The 16310-nt window shown below is 58.2% G+C and carries 15 protein-coding genes and 3 pseudogenes; all 18 read left to right on the top strand.

Features of this window, described 5'->3' with window-relative positions; genetic code table 11:
* Nucleotides 1–51: 51 nt before the first annotated feature.
* The 18 genes and pseudogenes from flgA (at nucleotide 52) to ASD36_RS03540 (ending at nucleotide 16308) form a co-directional block, all read left to right on the top strand.
* Nucleotides 52–480, top strand: coding sequence for a flagellar basal body P-ring formation chaperone FlgA (gene flgA / locus ASD36_RS03625; RefSeq protein WP_244481805.1), 429 nt, complete (start codon nucleotides 52–54; stop codon nucleotides 478–480).
* 47 nt (nucleotides 481–527) lie between these two features.
* Nucleotides 528–1592, top strand: a complete 1065-nt coding sequence (locus tag ASD36_RS03620) for a flagellar basal body P-ring protein FlgI (RefSeq protein ID WP_244481803.1) — start codon at nucleotides 528–530, stop codon at nucleotides 1590–1592.
* Between the two features lie 47 nt (nucleotides 1593–1639).
* Nucleotides 1640–2134, top strand: coding sequence for a MotE family protein (locus ASD36_RS03615; protein WP_244481802.1), 495 nt, complete (start codon nucleotides 1640–1642; stop codon nucleotides 2132–2134).
* The gene (gene flgH, locus ASD36_RS03610) at nucleotides 2131–2841 is read left to right on the top strand and encodes a flagellar basal body L-ring protein FlgH (protein WP_060500189.1); all 711 of its coding nucleotides are present in this window, start codon (nucleotides 2131–2133) and stop codon (nucleotides 2839–2841) included. The genes ASD36_RS03615 and flgH overlap by 4 nt, the downstream gene beginning before the upstream one ends.
* A gap of 46 nt (nucleotides 2842–2887) precedes the next feature.
* Nucleotides 2888–3433, top strand: coding sequence for a flagellar basal body-associated FliL family protein (locus ASD36_RS03605; RefSeq protein WP_060500187.1), 546 nt, complete (start codon nucleotides 2888–2890; stop codon nucleotides 3431–3433).
* A gap of 7 nt (nucleotides 3434–3440) precedes the next feature.
* Nucleotides 3441–4178, top strand: a complete 738-nt coding sequence (fliP, locus tag ASD36_RS03600) for a flagellar type III secretion system pore protein FliP (protein ID WP_060500185.1) — start codon at nucleotides 3441–3443, stop codon at nucleotides 4176–4178.
* 319 nt (nucleotides 4179–4497) lie between these two features.
* A pseudogene (locus ASD36_RS03595) lies at nucleotides 4498–5329 on the top strand (flagellin); the annotation flags it as partial.
* Nucleotide 5330: 1 nt separating this feature from the next.
* A partial coding sequence (locus ASD36_RS31240; RefSeq protein WP_277995988.1) for a flagellin occupies nucleotides 5331–5489 on the top strand: 159 nt, incomplete at its 5' end.
* Between the two features lie 277 nt (nucleotides 5490–5766).
* Nucleotides 5767–6174: pseudogene (locus tag ASD36_RS03590) on the top strand (flagellin); the annotation flags it as partial.
* Between the two features lie 243 nt (nucleotides 6175–6417).
* A pseudogene (locus tag ASD36_RS31150) lies at nucleotides 6418–7012 on the top strand (flagellin); the annotation flags it as partial.
* 336 nt (nucleotides 7013–7348) lie between these two features.
* Nucleotides 7349–8314, top strand: a complete 966-nt coding sequence (locus ASD36_RS03575) for a flagellin (RefSeq protein WP_060504871.1) — start codon at nucleotides 7349–7351, stop codon at nucleotides 8312–8314.
* Nucleotides 8315–8816: 502 nt separating this feature from the next.
* On the top strand, nucleotides 8817–9473 hold the full coding sequence (locus ASD36_RS03570) for a hypothetical protein (RefSeq protein ID WP_060508749.1): 657 nt from the start codon (nucleotides 8817–8819) through the stop codon (nucleotides 9471–9473).
* Entirely contained in the window at nucleotides 9470–10693 is a 1224-nt protein-coding gene (locus ASD36_RS03565) for a MotB family protein (RefSeq protein WP_060504641.1), read from the top strand. Before ASD36_RS03570 ends, ASD36_RS03565 begins: the two co-directional genes overlap by 4 nt.
* A gap of 5 nt (nucleotides 10694–10698) precedes the next feature.
* Nucleotides 10699–12012, top strand: coding sequence for a chemotaxis protein MotC (motC, locus tag ASD36_RS03560; RefSeq protein ID WP_060504872.1), 1314 nt, complete (start codon nucleotides 10699–10701; stop codon nucleotides 12010–12012).
* Nucleotides 12009–13544, top strand: coding sequence for a flagellar hook-length control protein FliK (locus ASD36_RS03555; protein WP_060504642.1), 1536 nt, complete (start codon nucleotides 12009–12011; stop codon nucleotides 13542–13544). Before motC ends, ASD36_RS03555 begins: the two co-directional genes overlap by 4 nt.
* Nucleotides 13495–14046 carry a lytic transglycosylase domain-containing protein gene (locus ASD36_RS03550; RefSeq protein ID WP_060504643.1) on the top strand — a complete coding sequence of 184 codons (552 nt, stop codon included), beginning with the start codon at nucleotides 13495–13497 and terminating at the stop codon, nucleotides 14044–14046. Before ASD36_RS03555 ends, ASD36_RS03550 begins: the two co-directional genes overlap by 50 nt.
* Nucleotides 14047–14325: 279 nt before the next feature.
* On the top strand, nucleotides 14326–14997 hold the full coding sequence (locus tag ASD36_RS03545; RefSeq protein ID WP_060504644.1) for a response regulator transcription factor: 672 nt from the start codon (nucleotides 14326–14328) through the stop codon (nucleotides 14995–14997).
* A gap of 102 nt (nucleotides 14998–15099) precedes the next feature.
* Nucleotides 15100–16308, top strand: a complete 1209-nt coding sequence (locus tag ASD36_RS03540) for a flagellar hook protein FlgE (protein ID WP_060504645.1) — start codon at nucleotides 15100–15102, stop codon at nucleotides 16306–16308.
* Nucleotides 16309–16310: the final 2 nt, after the last annotated feature.

The following is a 16310-nucleotide window of genomic DNA, read 5'->3' as shown; positions in this document are numbered from 1 at the left end:
GTCGCTACCTGCGGGAATTTGATTTTGCGGGTGCTGGGCGTCACTGGCGTCATGTGTGCCGGACTGCTGTCTTCGCAACCGGTTCTGGCCGAAAGGCGCATGGCGGTCATTCCGACCCAGACGATCTATCCTGGTGAAGTCATTGATGCCCATCGTTTGGAAGAGGTCGAGGTCACTAACCCGGCTCTGACCGGCGACTATGCGGTCTCGGCCGACCAGGTGACTGGCAAGGTGACGAGCCGCACCCTGCTTCAGGGGCGCGTCATTCTCGTCTCTGCATTGCGCGAGCCTTATGCGGTCGAGCGCGGAAAGGCGGTCCGGATCGTCTTTTCCAACGGCCCCCTCACGATCACAGCCGGCGGTGCGCCGCTGGAAAATGCCGCAGTCGGCGATCTGATCCGGGTGCGCAATACCGATTCCGGCATCATCGTCTCCGGAACGGTGATGGACGACGGTACAATTCACGTGGTGGCAAAATGATCTTTCGTTTCGGCAAATGGTGCCTGGCAATCGCTGCGGTTCTTTCGATGACGATCGCGCCGGCACAGGCCGCATCGCGCATCAAGGATATCGCCTCGTTACAGGCTGGCCGCGAAAACCAGCTGATCGGTTATGGCCTGGTGGTCGGACTTCAGGGTACCGGCGACAGCCTGCGCTCCGCGCCGTTTACCGCGCAATCCTTGCGCGCCATGCTGCAGAATCTCGGTATTTCGACACAGGACAACGAATCCCGTTCGAAGAACATTGCGGCGGTCCTGGTTACTGCCAACCTACCGCCTTTTGCCAGCCCCGGAAGCCGCATCGACGTGACGGTTGGGTCGCTTGGTGATTCCACATCGCTTCGCGGTGGCACGCTGGTCATGACGTCCCTTTCCGGCGCTGACGGTCAGATTTATGCGGTGGCGCAAGGATCGGTCGTCGTGACCGGTTTCAGTGCGCAGGGCGATGCCGCGTCCATAACGCAGGGTATCACCACATCCGGCCGCGTTCCGAACGGTGCGATCATCGAGCGTGAACTCCCAGCCAAATTCAAGGATGGGTTCAATCTTGTTCTGCAGTTGAGAAATCCGGACTTTTCGACTGCGGTCGGCATGGCGGCTGCCATCAATCGTTACGGCAAGACCCAATTCGGCGGTAGCATTGCCGAGGCTCGTGATTCCCAGGCCGTCGTCATCGACAAGCCGAAGATGGCTGATCTGTCCCGCCTGATGGCCGATATTGAGAATCTCGTTGTCGAGACCGATGTGCCTGCGCGCGTGGTCATCAATGAGCGAACCGGCACAATTGTCATCGGCCAGGACGTGCGGATCAATCAGGTCGCGGTCAGTTATGGAACATTGACAGTCCAGGTAACCGAAACGCCGACCGTCGTGCAGCCGGAACCATTCTCGCGCGGCCGTACCGAGATTGAGCCGAACACGACAATTCAGGCCTCCGAGGACGGTGGCACGGTGGCTATCCTCAACGGCTCCAACCTGCGTTCGCTCGTCTCCGGCCTCAATAGTATCGGGGTGAAGCCGGACGGCATCATCTCAATTCTCCAGGGCATCAAGACAGCGGGTGCCCTTCAGGCGGAGCTTGTCTTGCAATGATGACCCATCGTCTACCCAGCGTTTCCAGTGGCCTGCGCCGCCGCCTGATGATGATCGCCGCCGGCTGCACCATGTTGGCCATTCCCGGCGCGTTCGCTCAGGAGGTTGCCGCACCGGCCGCAGCTATTCCGGCCAATGGCGACGAGATCCAGCGGTTCTGCACCAACATCGCCGACGCGGCACGTGACCAGCGGTATCTTTTGCAGAAGAAGGATCTTGAGAAGCTGCAGTTCGAGATTGATGAACGCATCGCGACGCTCGAGAAGCGCCGCTCCGAATACGAGGACTGGCTGAAGCGCCGTAACGATTTTCTCAAGCAGGCGCAGATCGGTCTCGTCGGAATCTACAAGACAATGAAGGCGGATGCGGCGGCGGCCAAGCTGGAGCTTGTCAATCCCGGTGTCGCTGCGGCGATCATCATGTCGCTTCCACCGCGCCAGTCGAGCCTGATCCTAAGCGAAATGAGCAATGAGAAGGCAGCGGTCGTCACCAATGTCATCTCGAGCGCCACAGACCCGGATACATCGAAGGAACCGTCATGAGATATCCGATTTCGGTTCTTCTTGCCGCCAGCATGCTGGCAGGTTGCCAGAACCAGACATTCAACGAGATCGGCAGGGCTCCGGCCATGAGCCCGATCGGTAGCGGACTGCAATATGCGCAGACGCCGCAGATGGCGATGTATCCGAAGGAGCCGCGCCAGGTCATGAACGGCTATTCGCTCTGGAGCGATAATCAGTCGGCCCTGTTCAAGGATGCCCGCGCGCTGAAGGTCGGCGATATCCTGACTGTGGATATCCGCATCGACGACAAGGCCTCGTTCGACAACAAGACGGATCGAAGCCGCACCAATGACAGCGGTTTCAAAATCGGCGCCAATGGTAAGTCCCAGACGAGCGACTTTGGCTGGAATGGCGGGCTCGACTATGGCTCGAACACCAAGTCGAAGGGCGAGGGCACGACGGAGCGCTCCGAAAAGCTTGTCCTCCTGGTCGCAGCTGTCGTCACGGGCGTTCTCGAAAACGGCAATCTCCTGATCAGCGGTTCCCAGGAGGTCCGCGTCAACCACGAAATTCGCATTCTCAATGTCGCCGGCATCGTACGGCCCTACGACGTCGATGCGAAGAACATGATTTCCTACGAGAAGATTGCCGAGGCACGCATCTCCTATGGTGGGCGCGGCCGGTTGACCGAGGTTCAGCAACCGCCATGGGGCCAGCAGGTCATGGACATCGTTTCGCCGATCTGACGGCAGGCAGTGCCGCGTAAGCGCCAACTCTTGATGGATTTTGAAGATGGAAGAAGCCGATCTCGCCACTGGCGGCCCGAAGAAGTCGTCGCCGGTCATCATGATCGCCGCGCTTGCGGTTCTGACAATGATCGCCGGTGGCGGCGGCTGGCTGATCGGTGGCATGCTGGCGCCCAAACCGCTGACCGCCGAAGAGGCCAAGATCGTCGAGGACGCCAAGGCAGCAGTCGCCCTGAAAAACGCCGGCCAGAAACCCGAGGGCGAAGCCGGCAAGAAGGACGAAGGGTTGCCGAAGATCGCAACCGAGGCCAACGGCGTCGTGCAGCTTGACGCGATCACCACCAATCTTGCCTATCCGACCGAAAACTGGATCCGGCTTGAAGTTGCTCTTCTTTTCAAAGGTGCGCCCGACGTGGCGATGGCGGAACAGATACATCAGGACATCGCTGCCTACCTCAAAACTGTGTCACTGCAGCAGATACAAGGGCCACGCGGATTCCAGTATCTCAAGGATGACATCGAAGAACGGGTTGACCTTCGCTCCGAAGGGCGCGTAACCAATGTCATCTTCAGGACATTCGTTATTCAATGATTCGCTCATGATCCGGACTATCGCATTCATAGCCGCCATGGTGGCGATGTCAGGTATCGCGGGAGCGCAAGGCTTTCCCGCCGATATCCTCAACACGCCTATCGACGGCTCGGTGGCGTCGTGGATCATCCGCACATTCGGCCTTTTGACCGTCCTGTCGGTCGCGCCTGGCATTCTCATCATGGTGACGAGCTTTCCGCGCTTCGTCATTGCGTTTGCGATCCTGCGCACCGGCATGGGGCTCGCTACCACGCCGTCCAACATGATCATGGTCAGCCTTGCGCTGTTCATGACTTTCTATGTCATGGCGCCAACCTTCGACCGGGCCTGGCAGAATGGCGTCAATCCGCTGCTGCAGAACCAGATCACGGAAACGGAGGCGATGACGCGCATCTCGGAACCGTTCCGCGAATTCATGCTCGCAAACACCCGCGACAAGGATCTGCAACTGTTCATCGATATCGCCCAAGAGAAGGGGCAGACTGTCGTCGTCGGAGACAAGGTCGATCTGCGTGCCGTGGTGCCGGCCTTCATGATTTCGGAAATCAGGCGCGGGTTTGAGATCGGCTTTCTGATCATGCTGCCGTTCCTGGTGATCGACCTGATCGTTGCCACCATCACCATGGCCATGGGCATGATGATGCTGCCACCGACGTCGATCTCGTTGCCTTTCAAGATCCTCTTCTTCGTGCTCATCGACGGCTGGAACCTCCTGGTCGGCAGTTTGGTCCGATCGTTCAGCTGATCTCGCCGTCGTGGTTAACGTTTCGTCTCTTTTTTGAGATGGAAACGTCTTGGCGGAAATTTCCAACTAATTGAATTGTAACAATAATTTTTGATTGTCTGCGATCTTGGCTGCATGCGCGGACAACCGGTGCAGCGCGCATGTCCGCAGGGCATTTAAACATATCGCAACGTTTGCCTGCGACATTGCCCTCACATAACGGATTTGGATTTCCTGACCAACAGGGACCGAGTGGCATGATGCCGAGCCGTTATCACCGGTAAGTATTTAGTCCGGTATGTCCCCAATCTTGTATTTTGTATCTAGAGGGACAACCCCAATGACAAGCATCCTGACAAACTCTTCTGCAATGGCAGCACTCTCGACGCTGCGCTCCATCAGCTCCGACATGGAAACGACCCAGGGTCGTATTTCGTCCGGCCTGAAGGTTGGCACCGCTGCCGACAACTCCGCTTACTGGTCGATCGCAACGACCATGAAGTCGGACAACAAGGCTCTCTCCACGGTTCAGGACGCTCTCGGTCTCGGCGCTGCCAAGACAGACACTGCCTATACCGGTTTGAACGCAGCCATCGACGTTGTTTCCGAAATCAAGGCCAAGCTGGTTGCTGCTCGCGAACCGGGCGTTGACAAGCTGAAGATCAACAAGGAACTGACGGAACTGAAGAACCAGCTGGTTTCGACGGCGCAGTCGGCTTCCTTCTCCGGTGAAAACTGGCTCTAGGCTCCTTCACACGTGACGCTTCTGGCAACGTTGCGGTTGGCGTTCTGAAATTCGATGCTTCGACATCGGTTCTGATCGACACCAAGGATGCCACAAAGGGTCAGCTGACCAAGGACATCTCTGTCACCCAGCCGAGCGGCGCAACGACGGCTGCTGCCACATACCGCCTGGTGAGCGCTGGTGGTACAGGTGCGACGGGTACCGTCATTGAACTGACGGCAACAACCAGCGATGACAACATCGAAGGCATGATCAGCGCCGTCGACAAGATGCTGACCAACCTGACGGACTCCGCTGCAACGCTGGGCGCTACCAACAAGCGTATCGGTATGCAGGACGACTTCATGGCCGACCTGATGGACGTGATCGACAAGGGCGTCGGCCGCCTCGTCGATGCCGACATGAACGAAGAGTCGACCCGCCTCAANATGGACGTGATCGACAAGGGCGTCGGCCGCCTCGTCGATGCCGACATGAACGAAGAGTCGACCCGCCTCAAGGCCCTGCAGACACAGCAGCAGCTCGGCATCCAGGCTCTCTCGATCGCCAACTCGGACTCGCAGAACATCCTGTCGCTGTTCCGCTAATCGAAAAAAGGTACGGGGCCGCCATCCCCCCCAAACGGCGGATCCCGCGACCTATCGAAAACCGCATCTCGCAAGAGGTGCGGTTTTTTCTTTGCCGCGAAAAAATGTTTTCCGTCTTTAGGTTTTCTTTAACCATGTTGGTGTTTTCTATGCCCATCGAAACAGCGGGTTAACCAAAGAAATTAACGCGTTAGCAGGCATGAGGCTGGCCGCTGTTTCCCGGTAACGACCGGAATGTCCCTTCCATTTTCACCTGTTCAAAAGGGGCAGTATTACCATGACAAGCATTCTCACCAATTCGGCTGCAATGGCAGCACTCTCGACGCTGCGCTCGATCAATTCCGGCATGGAAATGACCCAGGGCCGCGTCTCTTCCGGCCTGCGCGTCGAAACCGCTGCCGACAACGCCGCTTACTGGTCGATCGCAACGACCATGAAGTCGGACAACAAGGCTCTCTCCACGGTTCAGGACGCTCTCGGTCTCGGCGCTGCCAAGACAGACACCGCCTACACCGGTTTGAACGCCGCTATCGACGTCGTTTCGGAAATCAAGGCCAAGCTGGTTGCTTCCCGCGAACCGGGTGTTGACAAGCTGAAGATCAACAAGGAACTGACGGAACTGAAGAACCAGCTGGTTTCGACGGCGCAGTCGGCTTCCTTCTCCGGTGAAAACTGGCTCTACAACNGTTGACAAGCTGAAGATCAACAAGGAACTGACGGAACTGAAGAACCAGCTGGTTTCGACGGCGCAGTCGGCTTCCTTCTCCGGTGAAAACTGGCTCTACAACGACTCGACCGCTGCCCTCGGTACCAAGGAAATGGTCGGCTCCTTCACACGTGACGCTTCTGGCAACGTTGCGGTTGGCGTTCTGAAATTCGATGCTTCGACATCGGTTCTGATCGACACCAAGGATGCCACAAAGGGTCNGCTCCTTCACACGTGACGCTTCTGGCAACGTTGCGGTTGGCGTTCTGAAATTCGATGCTTCGACATCGGTTCTGATCGACACCAAGGATGCCACAAAGGGTCGGCTGACCCAGGACATTGCTGTCACCCAGCCGAGCGGCGCAACGACGGCTGCTGCTACGTATCGCCTGGTCAGTGCTGGTGGTACCGGCGTAACGGGTACCGTCATCGAACTGACGGCAACAACCAGCGACGACAACATCGAAGGCATGATCAGCGCCGTCGACAAGATGCTGACCAACCTCACGGATGCTGCTGCCACGCTCGGCGCCACGAACACCCGCATCTCGATGCAGGACGACTTCATGGCCGACCTGATGGACGTGATCGACAAGGGCGTCGGCCGCCTCGTCGATGCCGACATGAACGAAGAGTCGACCCGCCTCAAGGCCCTCTGATGGACGTGATCGACAAGGGCGTCGGCCGCCTCGTCGATGCCGACATGAACGAAGAGTCGACCCGCCTCAAGGCCCTGCAGACACAGCAGCAGCTCGGGATCCAGTCGCTCTCGATCGCCAACTCCAATTCGGAAAACATCCTCTCGCTCTTCCGTTAATCGGAACAGGCAAGACGATAGCGTCGGCGAGCTAAGTTCACCTTTGGCCCGCCGGATAGCCTACAAGCCGCGTCCCACAAGGGGCGCGGCTTTTTCGTGCTTGCTTACCTCGTATCGCGGTCGTTAACGAAATGGCAATTGATCTTTATTTTTGTTCATTTTGATTACGCACTTGCTAACGCGCTTAATGATTTGTTAACCATATGATTGTTAAGTGTTCGTTAAGAGCGATAGGCTGTCCCTGGGCAAAACATGGGGCAGTTTGCATGACGCTGGTCCCGTCGCTGCCGGTCCGATCCGGAATGTTCCGTTTAATTTCGAACTGGGGCAATGACCATGACCAGCATTTTGACCAATTCCGCCGCGATGGCGGCTCTCCAGACATTGCGTTCGATCAATACGAACATGGAAGAAGTGCAGAACCGCATTTCGTCCGGCTATCGCGTCGAGACCGCAGCCGACAACGCTGCATACTGGTCGATCGCGACCACCATGCGCTCCGACAACGCCGCTCTCTCGACCGTTCAGGACGCGCTCGGGCTGGGTGCTGCGAAGGTTGACACATCCTATGCCGGTATGAGTTCCGCCATTGATGTCGTGTCCGAGATCAAGGCCAAGCTGGTCGCCGCACGCGAACCGGGCGTGGACAAGACGAAAATCAACAAGGAACTGACCGAGCTCAAGAACCAGCTGGCATCCGCAGCTGAATCCGCGTCGTTCTCGGGCGAAAACTGGCTGTACAATGACAGCACGACGCCGGCGGGTACCAAGTCCATCGTGGCATCCTTCAACCGCTCGACGAACGGTACGGTGTCGGTGTCGACGTTGGACTACGACACTGCTGCGTCAATCCTGATCGATACCAAGGATGCCTCCAAGGGGCAGTTGACCAAGGGCGTTGTGGTCACGCAGCCGAACGGCACGACGACCGCAACTGCAACTTATAAGCTGCTTGCGTTTAGCGGCGGCACTGCGGCGGCAGGTAATGTCATCGAACTGACGGCTGGCACCAGCTATGATGATATCGAAGGCATGATCAAAGCTGTCGATGCCATTTTCAGTAGCTTGACCGACTCCGCTTCGACGCTCGGTGCCATCACCAGCCGCATCGACATGCAGGAAAACTTTGTCGCCAATCTGATGGATGTGATCGACAAGGGCGTGGGCCGTTTGGTGGATGCCGACATGAACGAGGAATCGACCCGGCTGAAGGCGCTGCAGACGCAACAGCAGCTGGGCATTCAGGCACTGTCGATTGCCAACACCAATTCCGAAAACATCCTGCGTCTGTTCCAACAGTAAGCCTGAACGCGCCGGACCGGCGGGCATGAAACCGGTCTCGGCACCCCTGCCGCCGTTCCCCCTTTCGTGAGGGGACGGCCTCTTTTCCGCCAGGCCGCCGGTCATCGGCAGGTGGAAACGGTTGGACCGCGCCTATTGCCCAGGTGCGGTCCAACACCTTTTGCCGGTTTCGCCTGCCGGAGATTTTCCGCCGGGCTGATATATCTCTGACCTACATTTTCGCACAAGTTTGACCGGATAGTCTCCAATCGCAGCCATCCTCATCCGGGTTGCCAGCCAAGATGATTGTTGTGCTGCCGTTGTATGCTGTCTGTACTGCCGGTCCTTCCGGCGGCAGGCTGGTACGGATTGAAAATGTTCGGGCCTGCGGCACTCCTGCTCCGCTGGGTCCTGAAGGAGACATTCCGGAAGTGTCACAGACTTTTGTTTTCAGGCTTGTTAGCCCAACGCGGTCCGTATGGATGGCTGACCCGGTCTTGACCACGGACTGTGGAGGCCGCCGATGAGCGCGTCCATCTCCCGCTATCTCAAGGATTTCAGCGCGCCGAAGGTCGAGCTGTCCCTGGTTCCGCCAAGGTATTTTCCGGATCTGGACGACGACTTCCCGGCTGATGGTGCTTTTGTCATGAAGCCGCAGGCCCAGCCCCAGATCGATATTGACGCCGAGCGCAGTGAGGCGTTCGCGCAGGGGCGGCGGGAAGCGGAAAAGGAGCAGCTTGCGCTAAACGAGGCTGAAATCAGCGCACTGAATGCGCGCCACGCTGCCGAACTTGAGGCCATGCGCGTGCGCTGCGAAAACGAAATCGCCGCGATGATCTACGATCGCTTTTCCGACATGGGGTCGCAGCTTGCGGCTATGCTGTCAGATCAGACGGCACGGGTGCTGGCGCCCGTCATGGACAGCGTGCTGCTGCAGAAGTCTATCGCCGATCTCGCCCGGATGATCACCTTGTCGATCGGCGCCGGCGAGGGCGTCAAGATCACCGTCAAGGGGCCTGCGCCGCTCTTCGAGGCGCTGAAACGTCACCTCAATGATGAAACCCTGATTTTCCGTCACCTGGAAACCGACGATGTCGATCTTTCGGTCGAATTCGGCGATTCCATTCTGGTGACGCGTATGGCCGCCTGGGCCGATACCGTAGGCAAGGTGCTGGCATGAGCGAGAATGACGGCCACCACCACGGCAAGAACGAAATCATCATCATCAAGCGTCACAGTGGCGGCCACGACGGACATCACGGTGGCGCCTGGAAGATTGCCTATGCCGACTTCATGACGGCGATGATGGCGTTCTTTCTCGTCATGTGGTTGATCAATGCCGCCAACCCGCAGACGAAGGCGGCGCTCGCGTCCTATTTCAACCCCGTGCAACTGACCGACGCAAAGCCGTCCGAAAAAGGCGTCAAGCAGCCGGCCAAGGATGCCAAGGGTGAAGAAGACCAGATGAAGTCGAAGGTCGATGGAACGGAGACGAAGACCGGCGGATCGGCGAAAAGCGGCGATGACATGACTGCGACGTCAGGCGAGGAAACCCAGTATTCCGACGCCGACTTCTTTGAAAATCCCTATTCGGTCATGTCTGAAATCGTCAACGAAGTCGGCCGCAATGCCAATATCAGCGCCAAGGGTGAGGGTGGCGCATCGACGTCTGGACCCGCGACCGGTGCAGATGGTGGCGAAGCCTACCGCGATCCGTTCGACCCTGACTTCTGGACGAAACAGGTCGAGTTGCAGAACGCGGAAAAAGGTGGCGACAGTCTCGAAGCCAAGGCTGGTAACGGTCCGGCGGACGCATCCAAGCAAGAGATTGCAGCCTTGGCAGATCAGTCCGAGGCCGCCAAGAAGGATGCATCGGACAAGTCCGCAATTGATGCGCCTGCTGCCGCCGAAAGCACGACGCCGGTCAAATCCGGTGAAGATGCCGCCAAGTCCCTTAAGGCCGATATCGAAAAGGAAATCGGCGGTTCCGCCGGTAAGCTCGCCGAAGGTCTGTTGGTAACGCCAACGGAGGGAGGGCTTCTGGTGACGATCAGTGAGCAGGCCGACACGCCGATGTTCGGGCTCGGCTCGGCCGTACCTGAAAAGGACATGGTCATCGCCATGGAAAAGATCGGAAAGCTCCTATCGGCTCGCAGCGGCGCCATTGCCATTCGGGGCCATACGGACGCACGGCCGTTCAAGAAGGGCGCCTATGACAATTGGCGGCTGTCGTCCGATCGCGCCCAGAGCGCCTATTATATGCTCATTCGCGGCGGCCTTGCGGAGAGCCGCGTCAGCCAGATCAGCGGCTTTGCCGACAAGCGCCTCCAAGATACCAAGGATCCGCTGGCACCGGCCAATCGTCGTATCGAAATCCTGCTGCAGACGAACCAGGGCTGATGGTTATGCTGAAGGCGATCCGCACCCTCCTTCTTTGTGCATGTGCCGTCGGGACAACCCCGGCGACGGCCGTGCATGCGCAAGGTCCGGAGGACTTGGCGCCCTACAAGATGCTGCGCTCGCTGCAGGCAATCCAGGACGCCATCGTGCTCGGCGATCATTCAGCAGCCGAAATGCAGCGCTTCATGCTGGCGGCGATCGACAAGCGGTTGCGCGAGGCCGATCCCACGGTCTTCGATGATCCGCGCAATGTCGATGCTGCCTTCATCTATGCGATGAGCGGCGGCAATCCGGAAACGTTGTCCTACCTTGCCAACCACGACATCGAAGGCAATTTCGATACCCGCGTCATCGACGCGCTGAGCCATTATCTGGCCGGCAAGGGTGGGCTGATGGTGGAAAGCTTGGCGAAAGCCGTTCCGGAATACCGGAATTCACGGGTCGGCCCCTATCTCTATCTGGTGCTAGGAAATGCGACAGCCCAGCAGAACCCGGCGAAATCGGTGCAATATTACGATTGGGCGCGTCTGACCTCACCGGGTACCAATATCGAGGAAGCTGCCTTGCGGCGTTCGATCGCGCTGGCAACCCGGGGCGGCATGCCGGACAAGGGCTTTGCCTATTCGCTCTCCTATGCCCGGCGCTTCCTGACATCTCCCTATGCCAGCCAGTTCGCCGATGTTTTCGTCGAATTGGCTGTTGCCAACTACAATGAGAAGACGGAAATAAAGATCCAGGAAATTCTTGGCTTCATGGACAAGCCGCGGCAGCGCGAGGTCTATTTGCGCATTGCTCGCCGCGCAGCGATCGGCGGCATGCAGGAACTGGCAACGCTCGCGTCGACGCGGGCGCAAGATCTCTCCGATGCCGCAGATGCAGGTCCCAAGGCCTTGGCCAGCCTCTATTCCGGCCTTGTCGGTATTCCCTCCAAAGGCATTCTTGAAGCGGTCAAGGACATCAGCGCCATTCCCGAAGCGGAACTCTCGCCCAGGGATCGCGCGTTGCGTGAGGCGGCGAGGGTCATCGCGGAGGAAGTGCTGCGTGCACCCAATCCGGAAAGCTTGACGCAAGCATCTGTTTCTAATGTCAAATCCGATATTACCATGGAAGAGAGCGGAGTGGCCACCGGCAGCGGTGACAGCCCGTTTGCAACACCGGCATCGGAAGCGGCTTTGAAAGCGGCTCAACCCAATGCGGTGCCGCAGGCGGCCTCGTCTGAGCAGGGGCCAGTTGATCCGGTTCTCGATGCGTTTCTGAGCACAGGCCGCTCGAAGCTCGACGAGATCGATTCTCTCCTGAAGGGGGAAGACCAGCCATGACATTCGTGGACGATAACCTTTTGGCCGCAAGTCCGGTACGCTCGGGCAAGGCGGGCGCCAACGCGTCAGGCAAGTCGCATGACATGGACGCCGCCAATCAGAAGGCGGCCTTCGAAAGTGCTTTCGCCGATGCCGGCAAGAAGAAGCAGCCGGCCATTGCCGACGATCTCCCATCGAAGCCCGATTCCGCGGCTGAAAAGCTTACTGCGTCGGCCAAGGAGAGCGGCATCGATCCGCTGGCTTCCGACGCCGAAGCGAAGGCTCTTCCGTCGCTGCAGGATCTTGCTACGGAAAGCGATGGCTTCATGAAATCCTCATTCGGCTCTTCCAGCACGGCGGACGCTCACCTCTCAGGCAAGACAATCCCGGCGCAAGGTTCTTTGGCCGCAGCAAAGGGCGATCATGCGCAAAAGTTCTCCCTGATGCAGGCAAACTTTGCAGGAATTGGTGAGGACGCGGGCAAAACCGTTGATGGGCCGATCGGGGAAAAGAGTGCCAGCCTGTTGAAGAATGCTGAAGTAGGCGCCACCAAGACCGGCGATAAAACTGCAAAACCCGATGAGGCATCGGCGGAGAACCCGCAGAATGAAGCGATGGACGCGGTGACGGGCGATGTCAGTCAACTGCTCAGTCTTCTGGATGCAGCCCAGAAACCGGTTGTTGCAAACCAGCCTGCTGGAGCAGAAGCGACGCGGGGAATGTCTGAATTCCAGGCGCTGGCCGAACGGGCCGGCAAGGCGAAGCCTGCCGGGAAGGATGCGGTCAAGGCCGAGGCGCAGATGGCTGGCGATGCGAACGCGGTCAAGAACGCCACTGAGGCCGGAACCGATCAAGTGTTCCGCTTCGCCCGCGCCGATGGCAAGGGGCAGGCGGTGTCCATGAGCCTGGCGTCGGACGGAGACAGGACTGTCGCCAAGAACGACGTGTCTGCCGCTACTGCCAAGGCTGAAAACGTCACCGTGCTGGAAGCGCGCCGGTATCTCGGCTTAGCACCTTCCAGCAATGCGGCGGCCGTAACCAACCAGATCGCTGGCAATCCGGAATGGGCCCGTGCGCTACAGCCGGGTGGCACTGGGGCCGAGACACCGTTGACGCAGGCCTCCACCGGCAAAGTTCTCAACACCTTGAAGATCCAGATGCACCCGATCGACCTCGGCATGGTGACCGCGACGCTCAGGCTCAAGGATGACGAGCTGCAGGTTGAGATCAAGGTGGAAACCGGTGATGCGTTCCGGCAATTGAGCGACGATCAGTCCGCCATGGTCAGGGCCTTGCGCGCGCAGGGTTTCGCCGTCGATCAGGTCAACATCGTTTTCAATGCCTCGGATACCTCCAGCAGCAACAACGCGCAGCAGCAGGCACAGCCTCAGGCGGGGCAGCAGGGCCGCGAGGCGGCTGGGGATGGCTCGAGAGGGCAGCGCAATGACAATGGCGGTCAGGAACAAGGTCGCGGAAGGTGGACGGGCAATGAAGGGACGGGCGATGCGTCTTCTGGGGCTGAGCTTAACCGCACTGGTGACGTCTACATGTAGCGTATTCGCGAGCGCCGGTGTCTGCGAAAGCGAGATCACGGCGGCGGCGGCGAAGTATCAGATACCGGCGGGCATTCTCTATTCTGTCGGTTTGACGGAGACCGGCAGGAAGGGATCGCTTCAGCCGTTTGCGATGAATATCGAGGGCAAGGCTTACTTTGAAAACAGCGCCGGAGACGTTCTGCAGCGCTTTGCGGCGGCGCGGGCGCAGGGTGCCAAACTGATCGATCTTGGTTGCATGCAGATCAATTACTATTTCCACGGAGAAAATTTCAGCTCGCCGGACGAGATGCTCAACCCGCGAAAGAATGTCGAATATGCCGCTCAGTTTCTCTCCAGGCTTCACGCGCGGCATGAGACCTGGACGATGGCAGTCGCCCGTTATCATGCAGGCCCCAACAATGATCCCGCACAGAAGAAATATGTCTGCCGGGTGATCGCCAATCTGGTTGCTACGGGCTATGGGAAATGGACAACGAACGCGTCGAACTTCTGTCAATAACTCAATCACTGCGTGAATTAGCAAAATAATTTCCGCTTCGGACGATTGCGTCAACATTGAGTTAGAAAAATGACCACAAGCGATTTCTTAATATGCCGTTAACGTTTCCACATGAAAATTAGTGCCATATTCGCCTGGTGCCACTATATCTAGTTCAAATCGGTACACAAATCTTAATCTAGTATTAATTTCAGCCACTAACATTCCATAGTTGTTCATGAATCCCCCGATTCGTACCTCTTAACCATAGTGGTGCCATGCTGATTCGGAGGCGGACGAATGATCGTAGTGGTTGATGAGCGTGAGCTCGTGAAAGACGGATATACTTCACTGTTTGGACGGGAGGGCGTGCCTTCCCAAGGGTTCGATCCAAGCGAATTCGGTGATTGGGTTTCAAAGGCGGCCGATAGCGATATCGACGCCGTCGAGGCGTTCCTGATTGGCCAGGGCGAAAGGGCGATGAGCCTTCCACGCGCTATCCGGGATCGTTCCACGGCGCCGGTCATTGCAATCAGCGATAGTCCTTCATTGGAAACGACACTGGCGTTTTTCGACTGTGGCGTCGATGATGTGGTGCGCAAGCCGGTCCATCCGCGCGAGATCCTGGCGCGGGCAGCAGCAATCCGCCGCCGCCTGAAGGCTCTGGTGAATTTCACCGACATCGGCCCGATCCGGGTCTTTTCTGACGGCCGTGATCCGGAAGTCCAGGGCGAGGTTTTTGCCTTGCCGCGCCGCGAGCGCCGTATTCTCGAATATCTGGTCGCAAACCGGGGGCGTCGCGTTTCCAAGTCGCAGATATTCAACGCGATTTACGGCATTTTCGATGAGGATGTCGAAGAAAACGTCGTCGAAAGCCATATCAGCAAGCTGCGCAAGAAGCTGCGCAAGCGGCTGGGTTTCGATCCGATCGATTCCAAGCGTTTCCTTGGCTACTGCATCGACTGGAGCTGATCCTGCAATTGGGTTTTGGAGCCGCGCACCTGGCATCCCAAGACAGGTTCACGCAAGGCCCACCCCATAGTCTCGCCATAACGACGAAAACGAGGATCGGACATGAGTCTTTACGGAATGATGCGAACCGGTGGTTCCGGCATGAATGCTCAGGCAAACCGCCTGGGGACGGTCGCTGAAAACATCGCCAACGCCAACACCACCGGCTACAAGCGCGCTTCGACGGAGTTCTCTTCGCTGATCCTGCCAACGAGCAACGGTTCGTACAATTCCGGCGGTGTCGAAACCAAGGTGCGTTACAGCATTTCGGAGCAAGGCCCGACCAGCTACACGACATCAGGCACAGACATGGCCATCAACGGCGGTGGTTTCTTCATCGTTTCGGGTGCCAATGGGGCCAATGCCCTCACACGTGCCGGCGCTTTCACGCAGAACGGCGATGGCGACCTGGTAAACTCCGCCGGCTACACGCTGATGGGCTACGAATACAAGGCGGGCGTCGATCCGACGGTAGTGGTCAACGGCTTTGACGGCCTGACGAAGGTCAATCTCTCCTCTGATGGTCTCGTTGCCAAGGGCTCGACAGCTGGCGCCATGGGCGCAAATTTGAATTCCGGCGATGCGATCGGTGACGAATCGAAGACGTCACTTAGCGTGTTCGACAGCCAGGGGAACTCGCGCCTACTCGACTTTACTTATACCAAGACAGCTGCCAACGCTTGGAGCGTTAAGGTGGTTGACCGGACATCAGGCACCACGATCGGCACTTCGGCTCTCAGCTTCAATGCTGACGGGAGTTTGGCTACTTCGCCGGCGACCCTAACAACCTCGGCTCAGGGGCCTTTTGCTGGCACCGGCGCGACGCTAGCGCCCTTGGCGATCGATCTCACCAAAACGACGCAGCTCGGCTACAAGTTTAACCCCGATGGTGGCTCCATCGATGGCAATGCCCCGAGCAAGGTTGCTGGCTACCAGATCGACAAGGAAGGTATCGTTTACGTCAAGTACGAAAACGGCAAGCTCGATCCGCGCTACCGCGTGGCGCTGGCCACCGTTCAGAGCCCGGACAACCTCGTTCCGCAGTCCGGCAACGTTTATTCGCAGGGGGTCGATTCGGGCGTCATCGTCACCGGTTTTGCTGGCTCCGGCGATTTCGGCAGCATCCAGTCGGGCGCCCTTGAAGGCTCCAACGTCGATATCGCCAACGAACTGACGGCGATGATCGAATCCCAGCGCAGCTACACGGCAAACTCGAAGGTCTTCCAGACGGGCGCCGACCTGCTGGACGTTCTTGTGAACCTGAAGCGATAATT

The organism is Rhizobium sp. Root1334 (genome assembly GCF_001426665.1).
Taxonomy (GTDB): Bacteria; Pseudomonadota; Alphaproteobacteria; order Rhizobiales; family Rhizobiaceae; genus Pararhizobium.
This window is presented reverse-complemented; position numbering and strand designations above follow the sequence as displayed.